A 16,966-nucleotide genomic window follows, 5' to 3' on the forward strand; every position below is an offset into this window, starting at 1 on the left:
CAAAATTTTACTCCATTCGCATACACAAAAGAGGCCGTCCGAGGCTCAAGCGATCAAGATTCGATACAGTTACTTTTTTTGTATTTCGTCACTTTCTCCAAATTTCCCCTTCTTAATCTTAATAGTAAAGCTCCGCGATCCATCTAAAGTGGATCGCGGAGCTTTAACATTCCCCCTAAATCAATTGTATATGTGCTGTTTGTATAGACATCTTTATTTTAAAGAGGAGCAACCCTTTATCCCGCATTTCTGACAAGAACCTCAATAAATGCAGATCCATTTTATCTTCGATCCTATTGATCGTTCTATGATCGCTTCCAAATCTCTTATATGTAAAAACTGTCTATTTTGCTGTTTGAAGTTTTTGCTGTTTAACAAATTGATTATTCACGCTTTTTCTTGGAATTCTACTTTGATTGGAGTTTCTTGTCACTTGGTACGCTTGATAGTATTGATTCATCATTGAATCTAGTTCTTGGCTGCAAACTATTGTTTTTTCTGCGTTCAAGCCATATAACTCACCAAATAAATACATTTCTTTACGCTTTTCTTGAATTTGCGCTAATAACATTTTTTGATCTTTTGCGCTATAATACATACCCCGTTCTCCTCCAATTAATTTCCTCAAAACTCAACTATGACATTATCTCAACATTATTATTAAAAGTAAATAGATTCGCAAAAGTAGACATTTTTTTTAACCTTTATCATCAATTGTTCACATTTTCCTATAAAAACGCCTAGTTTTCACTGTCAAATAAACAGAATTACGCAATTTTTTTATGTTAAATAAAAAAATAGTCAGTTTTTGTCGCCTCATTTGTTCTATAGACCCCTTTTCTCACCGTTTCACTCATCATTACAAAAATTTCTTTTCTTTAACAGCTGTCATCTAAAATTTATTGAACCGTAATGTTATTCTAATAAAATGAAGGGTACAATGGTAATAACAATAGAAAAAGCGGTGAATGATATGGCAAATAGAGATTCTTATTTTGATAATGCAAGGTTTATTTTAATTTTTTTAGTGGTATTTGGCCATTTGATTCAATCTTATGTTGATGCGAATACATTCGTTGCGACACTTTATAAATTCATCTATGCATTCCATATGCCAGCCTTTATCTTGATCTCAGGTTATTTTGCAAAAGGAATTTACCAAAAAGGCTATATTAAGAAAATAACAAAGAAACTAATTATCCCTTATCTGATTTTCCAGGGTATTTACTCTATTTTTTATTATTTTCAATTAGGGAAATCCTCATTGGAGCTTGATTTACTAAATCCTCATTGGTCACTATGGTTCCTACTAAGCCTGTTCTTCTGGCATTTGATGTTATTAGCATTCAATAAGTGGAAACCCATATATGCAATAGCATGTGCGCTTATTATTGGCTTGGCTGTTGGCTATATTGATTGGGTTTCAAATTATTTAAGCTTGTCTAGAACATTTGTGTTTTTCCCTTTCTTTCTTATCGGCTTTTATTTAAAGAAAGAACATTTTCAAAAAGTCGCTTCTTCTCAGGCAAAGTTATGGGCTGCCATACCGATTCTGGCTTATGTTATTCTACTGATCATCTTTCCTAATTTAAATGAAACGTGGTTACTTGGCTCCAAACCTTATAGTCAATTACAGAACATAACCATTCTCGGCATCTTTACGAGAACAGGAGTCTATGCCTTAAATTTAATTATGGCAGGTTGCTTTTTCGCATTCGTGCCTCGTAAAAGAGTCTTTTTTACAAAATGGGGACGCAATACACTTTATGTTTACTTGTTACACGGCTTCATCATCCGCACATTTAGAGGAAGCAGTGTAGAGAATTATTTAGATCCCATGCAAAGCATGCTCATCTTAGTAATTGTTTCCTTTGGGGTAACACTTCTTCTTTCAAGCAAATTAGTAACAACGATTGTCCAACCTTTTATTGAATTAAAATGGTCAAGATGGACACAATTCCTTAAAAATCTAAAGGAACCCAAAAATGAGGCATATAAAAACACAACAACTGATTAGTTGTTGTGTTTTTTATATTACAATAGTTCTTTTCGTAAAGCCGCTGGAGATTTTGGGGATAAGAGCCCGATTGGAACATCAAATACTGTCTTAGCTCCGCTATCTCCCGTTTGATGCATTTTATAAGCTGCACGTGCATAAGCGACCAACACGCTGGCTGTATATTCAGGGTTACTATCCAATTTCAAAGAGAATTCCATTATTTGTGAATGATCTTCTCCAGTATTTCCACTTCTAATTACGAAACCACCGTGAGGCATCTTTGTGTGATTAGCTTGAAATTCTTCTTCAGTAATAAAATGAACCGTTGTATGATAATCGGCAAAATAATGAGGCATTGTTTTAATGACTTCTTCAATCTCCGCTGTATTGGCACCATCTTTTGGTACTACATAACATTCGCGTAAATGTTTCTCATTCGTTGCCAAATCTGGATGTTCACCATTTCGAACACGATTTACCGCTTCCTCAATCGGTAGTGTGTATTGAACCGCTAATTTCACCCCTTCTACACGACGAACAGCATCAGAATGCCCTTGGCTTAATCCTTTTCCCCAGAATGTATATGTATCTCCAACTGGTAAAATGGTTTCTCCTAACAATCTATTCATCGAGAACATGCCTGGGTCCCAACCAACGGAAATGATACTCACTTTTTCCGACTTTTTCGCTACCTCGTCCATCTTTGCAAAGTACTCAGGAATTTTCGCATGTGTATCAAAACTGTCAATCGTATTAAATAAGGTAGATAGCTCAGGACCTTGTTCTGGTAAATCCGTTGCAGAGCCACCACATAAAATCATAACATCAATTTTATCTTGATACTGTTCTACATTTGTAAATGATTCGACTTTTACATTTGTACCAAGCGGCTTAACACTCGAGGGATCACGTCTCGAAAAGACAGCAACAAGCTCTAAATCATCATTTACTTGAATAGATGCTTCGACACCTCTTCCCAAATTACCATAACCGACAATACCAATTTTAATTTTGTTATCCATAAAATTCCCTCCCGTGATTAAAATGTTGCTAGTGCGTGTTCAAGGCTGTGTTATTTTCACCGGACTTTTTGAACATTTTCTACTAACCAATAATAACTCTTTCTTTCGGATAATGAAAATCTGGCTCCTTTTCATTATTGGACATTGTTAGCAAAAAAGACAGAATCCCAATTCTCCCGATAAACATCAGTAAGATCAATAATGATTTACCTATAATGGACAAATCTGCTGTAATACCCATAGAAGCCCCACAGGTACCAAATGCGGAAGCAACCTCAAAAATAATGGAAAGCAAACTTTCATCCTCTGTCAGAGATAAAATAAAAATAGAGACTCCTGCCAAAATAACAGCTAGCATTAATACAACTAAAGATTTTATCACATCTTCGTGATGAATTTCCCGATTAAAGACTTTTATATTTGATCTTCCCCTGGCAAAGTGGAACAAAAATAATAAATTTAATGCAAATGTCGTGGTTCGTATTCCTCCCCCAACAGAGCTAGGTGAAGCACCAATAAACATAAGCGTTGACATAAATAAGGTTGTTGAAGGGGTTAGTTGATTTATATCCAGTGTTACCAGTCCTGCACTTCTCATCGAAGTGGATTGGAATAAAGAGTAAAAAAGAGCCTCATGCCAAGACTTCCCGACAAAAAAATGACTAAACTCAATTAACAAGATAATAATTGTACCTCCACCTAATAACAAGAAATAGGTAGTCGTTGTAATTTTAGTGAATAAGGTAAAACGAAAACGAATATTTTCTTCCTTATGTGTAAGAAAATTCTTCACTTCAATCCATACTGGAAATCCAATAGCTCCCAACACGATTAAAATCATCGTCACAAACTGAACAAAATAATCATCGGCGAAAGCAACTAGAGAATTGCCTGTTATATCAAAACCAGCATTGGTTGTTGCACTTATCGAAGCAAATATTCCTTGTAAGTAGGCTTCCTGCCAAGAAGAATACTCTCTTAAAAAATATGTCCCTAATATCAACGCACCAATCAACTCAATAATTAAAATGATATAGACTATTTGTTTTAATAAAGCAACTAGCCCAGAAAGGTTTAATTGATTTTGGTCTGTTCTAATCAATTTTCTTTGTTTTAAGCCAACTTTCTTGCCAATGAATAACCAAAAAAAGGTACTGATCGACATAATGCCAATCCCACCAATTTGTAAAACCAGCATTAGAAGAAAAATGCCTTGGGTCGTAAACGTATCGACAATACTAACGGTTGTCAAACCTGTAACACTGACTGCACTTGCCGCTGTAAAAACAGCATCCATAAACGACCAATCCGCTCCAGGCTTCCGTGCAAAGGGCAAACTTAATGCAATAGCAGATAAAGCTACGGTAATAAAATAATAAGTAACTAGCATGCGAAATGGCGTAATTTTCGTTATCTTATTTTTCTTCAAGTGTTTCATTCAGTGTGTTCCTCCAGACCAAGCATTCTTCTATCATAAAACAAAAATTTATTCCTGAAAAGATGTATTATCAAGTATCTTCCTTATAATACATATATAACAAATTCTATTGTAAATTTCCATGAATCCTTTGAAATATTTCGAACCATACTAAAGATAAATGTAAAGGAGGAGTTACAATGGCTAACCAAAGTAATAAATTATTAGTTCCTGGGGTTGAACAATACATGGATCAAATTAAATATGAAATTGCTCAAGAATTCGGTGTATCCCTTGGTTCAGATACAGTTTCAAGAGCAAACGGCTCAGTTGGTGGAGAAGTCACCAAGCGCCTAGTAAAACAAGCCCAAGCACAATTAAATGGCAAAAAATAAAGTGAAACTTCAATCCGTGGAGGTTTTCCCCCATTGATTGGAGTTGTATCAACTGGGTTTTTACTGCCCGTTGATACAGGATAAAATAAAGAGGCTGGACAAAACTAAAATGTTAAGCTCCAAGACGAACAATGTATTACTTAGCGAAAGAAATATATGTAGACTCCTGCGGAAAGTGTGAGTTGGCAAGACCTCGGAAGGCGAAGCCTGAGGAGGCTTGCCACTCGCCCGCGTAAAGCGAAGTATATTTCCGGAGCGAGTATATGGTGAAAACACTCTTGCTCCAGCCTCTTTCTATTTTCCCACAAAGTTATAGCTATTTTCTCCTAGCTTTTTTATTCATCTTTCTTGTTTCAGGATCAAATAAGCTATAGACAACAGGAATTACAAATAAAGTTAATAGCGTACTGCTTAAAAGACCACCAATTACCGTGACTCCCATAGGCTGATTAATTTCTGTTCCTTCACCGATACCGATCGCAAGAGGAACAAGTCCAAGAATCGTTGTCAAAGCCGTCATGAAGATTGGTCTTGCCCTGTCCTTAACAGATTCCACAAGTGCATCTATGCTTGGCATCCCCTGTTCTTTCTTTTGGTTAATGTAATCAACAAGCACAATCGCATTATTTACAACAATTCCAGCAAGTATAATAATGCCGATAAAAGCTGGTATACTCAAAGGCAGGCGAGTTACAAGCATTGAAATCGAAATTCCTATAACCATTAGTGGAACAGTAAACATAATCACAAAAGGATATTTAAATGATTCAAATTGAGCGGCCATCACAAAGTAAATTAAAATGATCGCTAAAATTAAGGCCATTACCATATCTGCTTTCGAGTCTTGCAGAAGCTCTTGTTCTCCACTGTAACTTATCTGTGTTTCATCTGAGATGTTTAAAGCTGAAATCAACTTGTTTACTTCCTTCGTCACAGTCCCCAAATCTGTATTTGCACCATATTTCAATGTAAATTGCACGGCATCCTGTTGGTTAATTCTTTGAATTTCAACAGGACCTTCGCCTTTTTCTATCTTTGCTAAATCTTCGAGTTTTACATAAGAACCATCTGACTTTCTAATTTGTAGATTTTTCAACTCGTCAAAATCCTTGCTGTCACTTTCATCAAGAGATACAAACACTTCATATACATCATCATGCTCTGAAATCATTTGTGTTGCTTGGACGCCTCTTGTCATATCATGAACGATCGTTGCGATTTGAACTGGAGTGAGACCGAGCTCGAAGGCTTTATCTGGATCGATCTGAATTTGAACTTCTTTCATACTCTCCGCTGTACTTAACTCCAACTCTCTCACATTGTCTAATTTCTCCAATGCCTTATGAATTTTTTTTGTGTTTTGATCGAGCCTGTCCTTGTTTGTATCATGGACATTAAATGTTAATGTCTGCGGTGCTAACCCCGAAGCTGCTTCTACATTAAAGGCAAGAGTGGCAGTAGAATTGATTTGTTGAACTTCCTTTTCTATTTTTGGTTTTACACGATCGACAAATTCAAATAATGATTGCGCTCGTTCTTCAAGTGGTTTTAGCTTTACATACATTTCTGCAGTATTCGCTTTTCCCTCCCTTTGAAAAGATGATTCCTGTGTCGCACCAATGAGGCTCACATATACTCCTACATCTTCTTCTCTCTTCAACTCATCCTCCACTTTACTCACAATTTCTTCCGTTTTCTTTAAAGCGGCTCCGTTTTCCAGTTCAATATTGATACTGAAGAATCCTTCATCTGTAGGAGGTAAAAATTGCGTACCTAAATTACTGACCCCGGCAATTCCACCTAAGAAGAGCAGGAAAGCGCTCAGTAATACGACAAAGCGATGTCTTAATGTCCAGCGTATTGAACGATCTAACATATTCAATGATTTAGAGCGTCTTCTTTTTGCTTCATAATCTCCTTTCGGTGTTTTAAGCCACCTACTTGCTAACATTGGAATAACGGTTAAAGCAACAAATAGAGAGGCAAATAAACTGAAAGAGATTGTAAAAGCAAACTCTTTAAATAAATTCCCGAGAATTCCGCTTATAAAAACCACCGGTAGAAACACTGCCACAGTGGTTAAAGTCGAAGCCGTTATCGCACCAGCTACCTCTTTTGCACCATCGCGTGCTGCTTGTTTAGAATTTTTCCCCATTGATAAATGACGATAAATATTTTCGATTACCACAATAGCATTATCTACCAACATTCCTACGCCTAGAGCAAGCCCTCCCAAGGTCATAATATTAAAGGCAAAATTGGCAAAATACATTAATACGAAGGTGACAATCACAGAATAAGGAATGGCCAGACCGACAATAATAGGGCTTTTTATATTTCGTAAAAACAAGAATAAAACGACCATCGCCAACAGTCCACCAATAATAAGAGAAGAAGCAATGTTCCCAATCGCCATTTTGATATAATCACCTTGATCAAATAATACATCTGATTGGACATGCTTAAATGGTTCTCTCTTTAATTGTTCGTTTAATTCTTGTTGAAATGCTTTCGATACACTGGCTGTATTCGCATCACTTTCTTGTAACACACTTAATAGCACCGATGATTGTTGATTAGCTCTCGTGATACTTGTGGATCTTTTTGGCTGCTTTTTCACTTCAGCCACATCTTTAATCAGAATCTTCTCCCCCGTGCGTGGCTCTTGTGTAACGGGAATATCCGCAATATCTTCTTCCGAATGCAGCATACTCAAAACTCTAGTGGATAATTCTTGTTCTTCAGTATGTACTGTATCACCTGGCATCGAAATTTGGTTTGCTTGGATAGCTTGAACAATATCAGATTGAGCTAATCGATATTTTTTTAGTTTATCCTGGTCCAATATGACTCGAATTTCATCCACCATTGTTCCAGATAGATTAACATTCGCGACACCTTCAACCTTCTTTAGCTCCTGAACTAAATCATTGGTTAATTCTTCTGTATTTTCATTTTCATTAGTTTGTAATGATAATTGGATAACAGGAAATTGCGCCGGATCAAATTTCATGAATTTTGGTCTATCTGCATCCGTCGGAACTGGAGTCATATCGATCCTTTGTAGCACCTCATTTTGGATAGCATCAATAGAAGTTGACCAAGAAAATTCAAGTAAAACTAGACTTGATCCTTCTTCTGAAACCGATCTAACATTTTTAATCCCAGGTAAGGTTGATAAATTCGCTTCAAGGGGTTTTGTTACCTTTTCGACCACTTCATCTGGACTTGCGCCTTGATAAGAGGTTACGACCACCGCAACCGGAGGATTGATATCAGGTATGAGTGTTAATGGAATTTTCAATAGAGAAACAATTCCAAGGATGATGACAAGTAGCATAGTGACAATGGTAAAGACGGGCCTTCTGATTGAAAATTGACTTAGATTCACTACGAAACCCCTTCCATTCTTTATCGATACCTACATTATAGCAAGATTCTCTTTCATAAATAATAATAGCTTCCCTTCAACCTTGTTTTTTCCAAGAGAGAGACATAAGTGTGCTGCTTATTCGCTATCGTTTATCTTTCCGAAAAACCCCCTATTCACAGCTTACAAGGCTATGAACAGGGGGTTCTTCCTTACTGTTTATTCATGGTCGTCCATCGGATTACTTAATGTTATATCCGGATTTTTATCTTGGAACCACCGAAGTGCAAATTCATTTTCAAACAAGAATAGTGGATTGTCAGAACGATCTTTCACTAACATACTCCTACTGCTTGATAAGGCTTCATCGATTTTATCATTTTCAATCCATCTAGCAATTTTCGATCCCATCGATTCCATAATAACATCCGAATTATATTCATTCTTCATACGATGTTCAAATACTTCGAACTGTAATTGCCCGACTGCTCCAAGTATATAATCCTCACTCCGATATGTTCGATACAATTGGATAGCTCCCTCTTGCACCAGTTGCTGAATGCCTTTATGATAACTCTTTTGTTTCATGACATTTTTTGGAGTCACACGTACAAAAAGCTCCGGTGTAAATTGGGGTAATTTCTCATATTGGATCTTTTGCTTTCCTGCAAATAGTGTATCACCAATTTGATAATTACCTGTATCATATAACCCAATAATATCTCCACTTACAGCCATATTCACTGTACTACGATCATCTGCTAAAAATTGCGTTGACTGCGATAACTTAAGTGGTTTTTCAGTCCTTGCTAAGGATACATTCATTCCTCGTTCAAACGCCCCTGAACAAATTCTCAAAAAAGCAATTCTGTCTCGATGGGCAGGGTTCATATTGGCTTGTATTTTGAAAATAAACCCAGAAAATTGATCTGTAGCTGGGTCAACAGGCCCATCTATACTCTGACGTGGCTGAGGAGCAGGTGCGAAATCTAGATAGCTTTCAAGAAAAGTTTGAACACCAAAATTCGTTAAAGCACTCCCGAAAAATACGGGGGTTAACTTCCCTGATTGAATTTTTTCCTCTGAAAATTCATTTCCTGCTTCGTCTAAAAGAAGGACTTCTTCTAAAACTTGCTGGTATAAAGAAGTCTCTTTAATCGGATGATCACCATTAATATCACCCGTTTCATCTAACGACAGAAAGCGGTCTTGATCTTCAACACGAAATTGTTCAACTCGTTTATGATAACGGTCGTAAATTCCGTAAAATTCTTTACCCATCCCGATTGGCCAATTCATAGGATAAGATTCGATTCCTAATACCTCTTCTAATTCAGCCAATAACTCTAAGGGTGTCCGTCCTTGCCGATCAAGTTTATTTATAAAAGTGAAAATAGGAATTCCACGCATTCTACAAACTTTAAATAGCTTTAAGGTTTGTTCCTCAATCCCTTTTGCGGAATCAATAATCATAACAGCACTGTCCACAGCCATTAATGTACGATACGTATCTTCACTAAAATCTTGGTGTCCAGGTGTATCAAGAATATTAATCCGTACATTGTCATAGTCAAATTGCATGACGGAAGAGGTAACAGAAATCCCCCGCTGTTTCTCAATCGCCATCCAATCTGATGTCGCGTATTTTCCTGTTTTCTTTCCCTTTACAGTTCCAGCATCACGGATGGCGCCACCAAAATATAAAAGTTTCTCGGTCATCGTCGTTTTCCCAGCATCCGGGTGAGAAATAATAGCAAAGGTTCTTCTTGATTCTATTTCGTCCTTCAAAGAATGTTTATTCATTATGATTTTCCTTCCAAAATTCAGTCTTGTATTATCATATTCCCTCAAGTGAAGAATTTCAAGAAGAAATGCATAACTGCCTATCCATTTTAAAAGCTAGCGTGTAAATGGACTGCTTTTTCAATATTAAATGGTTGTCATCGAGGACAAAACATAAGCATATAGCAGTTTTTCCGTATTAATCAGAGAAGTTTCATGAGTACGTTCAAATGCGTGCGAAGCTTCGATACCAGGACCAACTAAACCATGGACAATATCATGACCTGAGTTAATTGCCGCCGAAGCGTCTGATCCATAATAAGGATAAATATCTACTTTGTAATCAATCTTATGATCACGAGCTAGCTGAATAAGATGTTTTCTTAATCCGTAATGATATGGTCCACTTGAATCTTTTGCACAGATTGAGACCGTGTATTCATCTGATGCCTGACCTTCACCCAAAGCCCCCATATCGACTGCTAGATATTCAACTGTTTCCGGAGAAATACTTGCATTACCACCATAACCAATTTCCTCATTATTGGAAATTAAAAAATGAGTTGTATAAGGAAGCTCGATTTTATTCTCTTGAAGGAATCGAATCAATCGTAATAATATCGCTGTGCTGGCTTTGTCATCCAAATGACGCGATTTAATATATCCACTATCTGTTACTTGTACGCGTGGTTCAAAGGAAACAAAGTCTCCCACTTGAATCCCAAGCTCTTTTGTTTCTTCCGCAGATTCAGTTCTCTCATCGATGCGAACTTCAATATTATCCTCGTTCCTTTTCGCCTCTCCAGCATCTTTATAGACATGAACAGAAGTTTGCTTCATTAGAATCGTACCAGAATAGGATTTCCCCGCTTCCGTCTCAATATTACAGTACTCGCCTTCCACTGAATTCCAGCGAAAACCACCGATCATCGATAATTTTAACCTTCCATTTGGCTTAATCTCCTTAACCATCGCACCTAGAGTATCAACATGTGCGGTCAACATGCGATGTTGATTAGTCTCCCGTCCAGGAAGAGTAACTAATAAGCCCCCCTTGCGATTGCGCTTCATTTCAAGCTGAAGTCCTTGTAAATATTGTTCACAGAAATCAATCACTTGTTTTGTGTTACCAGACGGACTTGGGAGAGAGACAAGCTCTTTAATAAGCAGACATGTTTCTTTGCTATTTGGTTGAAATTTCATATTCATAATTCCTTTCGTATTAAAAATTTCACTGTCATAAATAATAGCACATCTTTTTCATTCTTCTGTAAGATTTACACTGATATTAAGAAAATCGCAAGGCGCCCGCCTCGAGCCGATGGGGCCTGAAGCTGAACAACAACTGCCCAGCCTTGAAGCAATCTTAAGAAAAACTTTATACATTCTTATCTTTTCAAAAAAAGCTACTCTCTATAATTATTTATAAAAAGTAGCTTTTTCTATCTTCTAACATATTTATTTTTCGTCGTCGAGAAAATATTCGATAAACCGAGCAATCATTTCCTTGTTTTTAGCATTCACAGGGGTAAACAGAATTTTCTCCTCTTCATCATTCTGGATAAGATCCTGGAAAATAGATTCTGACCCGATTTTTATTCCGGTTATGCCATTATCATCCCCAGCTAACAATTGCTCTTCTGGGAGAGTGAGCTCCGATACCTCATCCAATGATAATAATTGGCCACTCTGATTCATCTGATCAAAATAATCTTGATCCGCAAGAAAAAAGTCTATATCCCCTGCCGACAGCTGAGCGGCTAATTTTTGCATTTCCATTCCCGCTTGCATATCTTCACTTTTTATTCTTAGTGTTTGAATAATGATATTAGAAGACTCCCGTTCTTCCTTTGTCAGAAGATCCTGTTGAATTTCATCCTTTAATTGTTGCACTTGTTCGGGATCTGCATAATCGGTGATCACTACGAAATTCAAAATATCTTCTTTTTTATTTGCAATACTATAGACGGTATAAGTAATTAGGATAATTAATACAATGAATCCTATAATGTAAAATTTATAATACTCCCAAATGTATTTTATTTTTTCATTAGTTGACATTTCCGACAAGATTTCCTTTAAAGGTCTTTTCATCTAGATCCCTTCTCTCTCTATGTTCAAAAAAAACTTAGTGCAATATAAATAACCAACGTAAGAGTAAACGAACTTAACAATGTTGAACCTATGACGGTTTGGGCAGCAAACTCCGGTTCAGTATTATATTCTTGTGCAATGATGGAACTATTAACCGATGTTGGCATAGCCGTTGAGATCAGAAGTGCCTGTGCAACCACTCCATCAATCCCTACCAACCATAATCCGACTAGTGCAATCGCCGGTCCGATCAACAATCTGAAGAACATGCTTACATACAAAGGTAAGTACGCAAATGAAACACGGATATGGGCGATTTGTGCCCCTAAAGTCAATAACGCAATCGCGATTAACGCATTCGATATGTAAGAAATAGGTGTCAATAAAAACTCGGGTAGCGAAACATGAAAAATATTCAGCAATATCCCTAAAGACATTGCATAAAACAAGGGCATTTTAAAATAATCTAAAATAGCTCGCCATTTCCCCATCGACATCGACTTCAATGAGACGACTCCATATGAAAATAGAAAAGTGTTTTGAAAAGCAACAACAATCACTTGAATCGACATCGCAAAAGGATCATGCTTAAAAACTAAATCATTTACAGGGATACCATAATTTGCTGAATTATAGAAAACTATACTATTCGTAAAAGTTAATTTCTTTGGTTTTTCCATCTTTGATAATTTGGCCACTACCGAACCTAAAATATACAACAGCGAGACAAAGACCAAACAAAAAAAGATCACACCAAAGAATATAGCAGGAGAAAACACACTTTCATAAAGCTTTATAAAGATAAGTGCTGGACTCAAATAATAAATGTTGATTTTCGCAAGCGTATACAAATCCAACTTAAATTTCCTCTGAAGGATAATCCCTATCATAATTAAGATAAAAACAGGCAAAATAATTTCTGTGAAAATAGTCGACAGATTGGATAACAAATAACCTTTCCTCCATTTTACATTGTATAAAAATAAATTTCGACAAAAATCTAAAATTTCCTGCTAAATTTGAAAATAATAGGATGTTATTATGTTTCCAACTCTAGGTTGCGGATATCAGCGATTGGATCCATTTGCAAAAACATTGGACTTTTGATTAATCTGATCAAGATCATAGCTGTTTGATCAGCTGTTTGCAGTTGATTATTTTCTTTATATCCTTTAAATTTATCCACTAGTTCAAAGTCCTCTGCCTTTACAGAGCGTATTGTCTCCTGCATACCTGTATCAATGATCCCTGGGGCGATCGAAATGATCCTTACTCCATTTTCTTTCTTTGCTTGTTCCTCTGATACAACTCTAGTAAAATGATCTAATCCCGCTTTACCAGCACAATAACAACTCCACCCATTATATGGCTGACGGGCTGCCCCAGATGAAATATTGATAATTCGTTTGATCACTGATCGATTTTCTACTTTTTTAATAAACATCGATGTAAGAATCATAGGCGCTGTTAGATTAACCGAAATGCTATTAGCAATTGCTCTAGGTGAATGACTTTCCACTTTGCCAATCGGTTCAATCACCCCAGCATTATTAATTAATGTAATAGACTTACATTCCTCAGGTATCGCTTGGAAGATTTGATCCATTAGGGCAGGAATCTCATCTGTCTGCGCTATATCTTTTTCTATGTAATGTAAGGGGCAATTTTCTTTACACGCCAACTCTTCTAATTCTATATTTTTTGTTCGGGAAATACAAAAAAGTAGATGATCCTTTTGGAGTAATTGCTTACTTAAAGCGAAACCAATTCCTTTTGAGGCACCTGTAATGATATAAATATCCAAGCCCAACACACTTCCCATCTATTAAATTTAATCACAATCATCTTAAGTAAAAAAAAGAACCCGGCGTGTCGGGCTCTTAACAATCTTTTATCTGTTCTAATAGCAAAATAAACATTTTAGTTGAGTTCTTTATTTATTTTGGAAAGAGGGAGCGTAATAATCTTCCCGCCTATTTGGACATGAACAGTATCTTTGAAAATAGCTTTGACAATCCCTTTCAACGAAATAGTTGAGTTTACTGTATATTTCCCAGGATCTGCGCTTGTCGTCATAATGCGAAACCTCCACAATATATTTTTAAATAATTTATAAACCTTGTAATTTACCAAAATCATCTCGTTTAGGGTAGTTTAAACAATTAAGATTTTATTTTATTATGACATGTAAATTTCATCAGTGTCAATGAATAAGATTACTTTTCGTGAAACATATTCATACATATTACAACAGAGTTTTCTTATCACTTTTAAGCCTTTTAAAGCTAAAGAGCCGGTCAAGGAATGACCGACTTCAATTTGTTATTTTCCTGCAATTACACGACTTGCAATATCAACAGTACGTTTTGCTTGATATTTAACAGCTGCCTCTACATCTTCAACCATTTTTCCATCTTGACCTTGTGTAACACTTGTTCCATATGGATTTCCTCCGGCTGCAAATAAAACTGGGTCAGAGTAGCCTGGAGGTACGATGATTGCTCCCCAATGCATCATAGATGTATAAAGTGATAGAATTGTTGCTTCTTGTCCACCATGTGGGTTTTGAGCTGAAGACATTGCGCTGACAACTTTATTAACTGTTTTGCCAGATCCCCATAATCCACCTTGCATATCAATAAATTGTTTGACTTGAGCTGCAACATTTCCGAAACGTGTAGGAACACTAAAGATAATTGCATCTGCCCATTCAATAACTTCAGATGTCGCTTCGGGAACATCCTTCGTTGCTTCCGCATGTGCTTTCCAAGCTGGATTAGATTCAATCGCTGCTGCCGGTGCTAATTCTGGTACTCTCACAACGCGTACTTCTGCTCCAACTTCCTTCGCACCTTCTTCAGCCCATTTTGCTAATTCATAATTTGTTCCTGTTGAACTATAATAGATAACTGCTAATTTAACGTTAGACATTATTCATTTCTCCTTTAATTTGTTTTTTTGTAAGGCCCAAGATCACACTTCCCCTTCAGCAGCAAGTTACTTTTAGTAAGTTTAAAACCAAAAATAAAACTATTACTTTTAAAGGATAACATCCCCTCTTGGACTCTTACTGTTTTTGTTTTCTAAATTCGAAGTAAAAGAAGCTTAAAATCCTGCTAATTCCATCTATTGACTACGTTATCGTCAATATCTCTACTTCGATTATCTCGAATTAAAAGTAATTATAACGCCATCTCATTTTATTGTCAACTACCTAGTTAAAACAATAAAAATCTGGTTTTGACTTTTTAGTGGAACATCGAAAAATGACGCCACATCCTGTGGAACACCACTAGTCTCGCAGCATTGATTCTAACGTTAGACTAGCCCAATTTTATTCTTTCCCATCTTTTAGAAAAGGATGTTCCTGATCGCAACAGAAACATCCTTTCGCACATAAACCTGCTCTTAAGAGAGCGTCACACTTTCCTCTAATGAGAGGATTGCCCCATTTTCACGCAACTTTTCCCTAATGATTTGAACATCCACTTCTTCTGGTAAAATGTTTTGCTGTGCTGCTAATGCTGCCCCGATTCCGGTACCTTCCCCAACAGCCATACATGTTGCCATAACACGAGAAGAGCCAAATACAACCGGATCAACGCTAATACAGCGTCCACTGAGCATGAGGCGTTTGACATCTCTTGAAATCGTTGCTCCATATGTGATTCCATAAGGATCTTTCAGCGATTTAATGATCGTTGAATCACCTGCCCCACTATGAATATCGATAATATATGATCCCAGAGCGATTGTATCTTCTGGTATTTCTCCTTTTAACGCAGCATCTTCTTTAATCATTTGTTTCCCAATAATTCTACGTGACTCACGAACACCCATAAATGGAGCGATCGAAGATAAGTAAATATCTTCAAAACCTGGGACATTTTCCTGTAACATTTCAATTAAAGGGAGAATATTTAAATGAGCATCTATTTCACCTTTACTTAAATCCTCCACCTTTGAGCCATCGAAATTCAGAATACGCAGGCTATTAATAGCGATGTATCCTTCTTTCGGCAAATTAATATAAATGATGGTATCACGATCAATTGGGCATTTTCCTTCTTCCCTCAGTTTAGAAATTGTATTCCTTAAACCAACAAAAACATGGTTGTTGCTGGCACGTAGAAAGTCGGCTGTGTATCCAGGGCGTATTTTCATTGATTCACCGTGTTTTAGTTCTTCAGGATGATCTTCCAAATAATCCATAAACTTCTCTAGTTTAAAACCACCGATAGTAAACATTAAGGTCCCTGGTTGGATCTCTTGCTTTATTTCTCCTTTTGAATATTGACCCTTTTCATACTCTGCACCTGACAAATAAGCAACATCTCCATCACCTGTAGCATCAATAAATACATCGGCAAATATCTCTATTTCGTCTCCTTTCCCCTTTACAATCACAGACTTCAATTCCCCATTTTCTACATTGGTGTCAATCACTTCACAATGCAGTAATGGATGAACACCATATTGCTTTACCTTTTCAAAAATAACAATCCTCATTAAATTTGGGTCAATGACAGTTGTTGAATTGTGTAATGGGCATTCCCTATGGCCGAATGAGCCTCCTAGCTCAATTAAGCGATCGACAATTTCTTGAGCTAATCCTTGAGTAGCAACACGCTTCTGGGCGTCTAAAAATCCTAATAACGGCAGACCTATCGTCATATTGCCACCTAAAAATCCCTGTCGATCAACTATAATCGTTTCAGCCCCTTCACGTGCAGCAGCAAGTGCGGCTCCTAATCCTCCTGATCCACCACCGAGAACAAGAACTTGAGTTTTTAACACTTTTCTTTCCGTACGATTTTCCATAATATCTAACCCCTACTTTCTAATAAATATTTTTGATAATGCTTCCAGATTAAATCAAGCAAGATC

The 16,966-nt window shown here is 36.7% G+C and carries 14 protein-coding genes; 2 read left to right on the forward strand and 12 right to left on the reverse strand.

Annotated elements, in window-relative coordinates; genetic code table 11:
* Window positions 1-343: 343 nt before the first annotated feature.
* Window positions 344-598 (reverse strand): aspartyl-phosphate phosphatase Spo0E family protein, encoded by a 255-nt coding sequence (locus IPU53_RS16035; protein WP_207452030.1) that lies wholly within the window; start codon window positions 596-598, stop codon window positions 344-346.
* A gap of 342 nt (window positions 599-940) precedes the next feature.
* Between IPU53_RS16035 and IPU53_RS16040 the strand changes: the two genes are divergently transcribed.
* Window positions 941-2,017 (forward strand): acyltransferase family protein, encoded by a 1,077-nt coding sequence (locus IPU53_RS16040; RefSeq protein ID WP_242698346.1) that lies wholly within the window; start codon window positions 941-943, stop codon window positions 2,015-2,017.
* A 17-nt stretch (window positions 2,018-2,034) separates the two neighbouring features.
* Here the strand turns inward: IPU53_RS16040 and IPU53_RS16045 are convergent, their stop codons facing one another.
* Together IPU53_RS16045 and IPU53_RS16050 are read right to left on the reverse strand one after the other, a co-directional pair.
* A complete protein-coding gene (locus IPU53_RS16045; protein WP_207452031.1) occupies window positions 2,035-3,021 on the reverse strand; it encodes a diaminopimelate dehydrogenase in 987 nt (328 codons plus the stop codon).
* Window positions 3,022-3,103: 82 nt separating this feature from the next.
* Window positions 3,104-4,459, reverse strand: a complete 1,356-nt coding sequence (locus IPU53_RS16050; protein ID WP_207452032.1) for a TrkH family potassium uptake protein — start codon at window positions 4,457-4,459, stop codon at window positions 3,104-3,106.
* 179 nt (window positions 4,460-4,638) lie between these two features.
* On the opposite strand from IPU53_RS16050, the gene IPU53_RS16055 reads away from it, so the two are divergent.
* Entirely contained in the window at window positions 4,639-4,833 is a 195-nt protein-coding gene (locus IPU53_RS16055; protein ID WP_207452033.1) for an alpha/beta-type small acid-soluble spore protein, read from the forward strand.
* Between the two features lie 316 nt (window positions 4,834-5,149).
* Here IPU53_RS16055 and IPU53_RS16060 read toward each other — a convergent pair whose 3' ends face one another.
* The 9 genes from IPU53_RS16060 to IPU53_RS16100 form a co-directional block, all read right to left on the reverse strand.
* The gene (locus tag IPU53_RS16060) at window positions 5,150-8,224 is read right to left on the reverse strand and encodes an efflux RND transporter permease subunit (RefSeq protein WP_207452034.1); all 3,075 of its coding nucleotides are present in this window, start codon (window positions 8,222-8,224) and stop codon (window positions 5,150-5,152) included.
* A 198-nt stretch (window positions 8,225-8,422) separates the two neighbouring features.
* On the reverse strand, window positions 8,423-10,006 hold the full coding sequence (locus IPU53_RS16065) for a peptide chain release factor 3 (RefSeq protein WP_207452035.1): 1,584 nt from the start codon (window positions 10,004-10,006) through the stop codon (window positions 8,423-8,425).
* Window positions 10,007-10,132: 126 nt separating this feature from the next.
* Window positions 10,133-11,188, reverse strand: a complete 1,056-nt coding sequence (locus IPU53_RS16070; RefSeq protein ID WP_207452036.1) for a M42 family metallopeptidase — start codon at window positions 11,186-11,188, stop codon at window positions 10,133-10,135.
* A 255-nt stretch (window positions 11,189-11,443) separates the two neighbouring features.
* The gene (locus IPU53_RS16075; RefSeq protein WP_207452037.1) at window positions 11,444-12,079 is read right to left on the reverse strand and encodes a hypothetical protein; all 636 of its coding nucleotides are present in this window, start codon (window positions 12,077-12,079) and stop codon (window positions 11,444-11,446) included.
* Between the two features lie 23 nt (window positions 12,080-12,102).
* On the reverse strand, window positions 12,103-13,029 hold the full coding sequence (locus IPU53_RS16080; RefSeq protein ID WP_242698347.1) for an AEC family transporter: 927 nt from the start codon (window positions 13,027-13,029) through the stop codon (window positions 12,103-12,105).
* 89 nt (window positions 13,030-13,118) lie between these two features.
* Window positions 13,119-13,883 carry a (S)-benzoin forming benzil reductase gene (locus IPU53_RS16085; protein WP_207452038.1) on the reverse strand — a complete coding sequence of 255 codons (765 nt, stop codon included), beginning with the start codon at window positions 13,881-13,883 and terminating at the stop codon, window positions 13,119-13,121.
* Between the two features lie 116 nt (window positions 13,884-13,999).
* The gene (locus tag IPU53_RS16090) at window positions 14,000-14,155 is read right to left on the reverse strand and encodes a hypothetical protein (RefSeq protein ID WP_165589567.1); all 156 of its coding nucleotides are present in this window, start codon (window positions 14,153-14,155) and stop codon (window positions 14,000-14,002) included.
* A 246-nt stretch (window positions 14,156-14,401) separates the two neighbouring features.
* Window positions 14,402-15,010, reverse strand: coding sequence for an NAD(P)H:quinone oxidoreductase (gene wrbA, locus IPU53_RS16095; protein ID WP_207452039.1), 609 nt, complete (start codon window positions 15,008-15,010; stop codon window positions 14,402-14,404).
* 477 nt (window positions 15,011-15,487) lie between these two features.
* The gene (locus IPU53_RS16100; protein WP_207452040.1) at window positions 15,488-16,900 is read right to left on the reverse strand and encodes an FAD-dependent oxidoreductase; all 1,413 of its coding nucleotides are present in this window, start codon (window positions 16,898-16,900) and stop codon (window positions 15,488-15,490) included.
* Window positions 16,901-16,966: the final 66 nt, after the last annotated feature.

The sequence above is a fragment of the Bacillus sp. SD088 genome, from assembly GCF_017355205.1.
GTDB lineage: Bacteria > Bacillota > Bacilli > Bacillales > Bacillaceae_C > Lederbergia.

Excerpts from the sequence above, each read along its gene's own strand:
- IPU53_RS16035 (WP_207452030.1), bottom strand. The coding sequence starts at position 598 with ATGTATTATAGCGCAAAAGATCAAAAAATGTTATTAGCGCAAATTCAA.
- IPU53_RS16040 (WP_242698346.1), top strand. The coding sequence starts at position 941 with ATGGTAATAACAATAGAAAAAGCGGTGAATGATATGGCAAATAGAGAT.
- IPU53_RS16045 (WP_207452031.1), bottom strand. The coding sequence starts at position 3,021 with ATGGATAACAAAATTAAAATTGGTATTGTCGGTTATGGTAATTTGGGA.
- IPU53_RS16050 (WP_207452032.1), bottom strand. The coding sequence starts at position 4,459 with ATGAAACACTTGAAGAAAAATAAGATAACGAAAATTACGCCATTTCGC.
- IPU53_RS16055 (WP_207452033.1), top strand. The coding sequence starts at position 4,639 with ATGGCTAACCAAAGTAATAAATTATTAGTTCCTGGGGTTGAACAATAC.
- IPU53_RS16065 (WP_207452035.1), bottom strand. The coding sequence starts at position 10,006 with ATGAATAAACATTCTTTGAAGGACGAAATAGAATCAAGAAGAACCTTT.
- IPU53_RS16070 (WP_207452036.1), bottom strand. The coding sequence starts at position 11,188 with ATGAAATTTCAACCAAATAGCAAAGAAACATGTCTGCTTATTAAAGAG.
- IPU53_RS16075 (WP_207452037.1), bottom strand. The coding sequence starts at position 12,079 with ATGAAAAGACCTTTAAAGGAAATCTTGTCGGAAATGTCAACTAATGAA.
- IPU53_RS16090 (WP_165589567.1), bottom strand. The coding sequence starts at position 14,155 with ATGACGACAAGCGCAGATCCTGGGAAATATACAGTAAACTCAACTATT.
- wrbA (WP_207452039.1), bottom strand. The coding sequence starts at position 15,010 with ATGTCTAACGTTAAATTAGCAGTTATCTATTATAGTTCAACAGGAACA.
- IPU53_RS16100 (WP_207452040.1), bottom strand. The coding sequence starts at position 16,900 with ATGGAAAATCGTACGGAAAGAAAAGTGTTAAAAACTCAAGTTCTTGTT.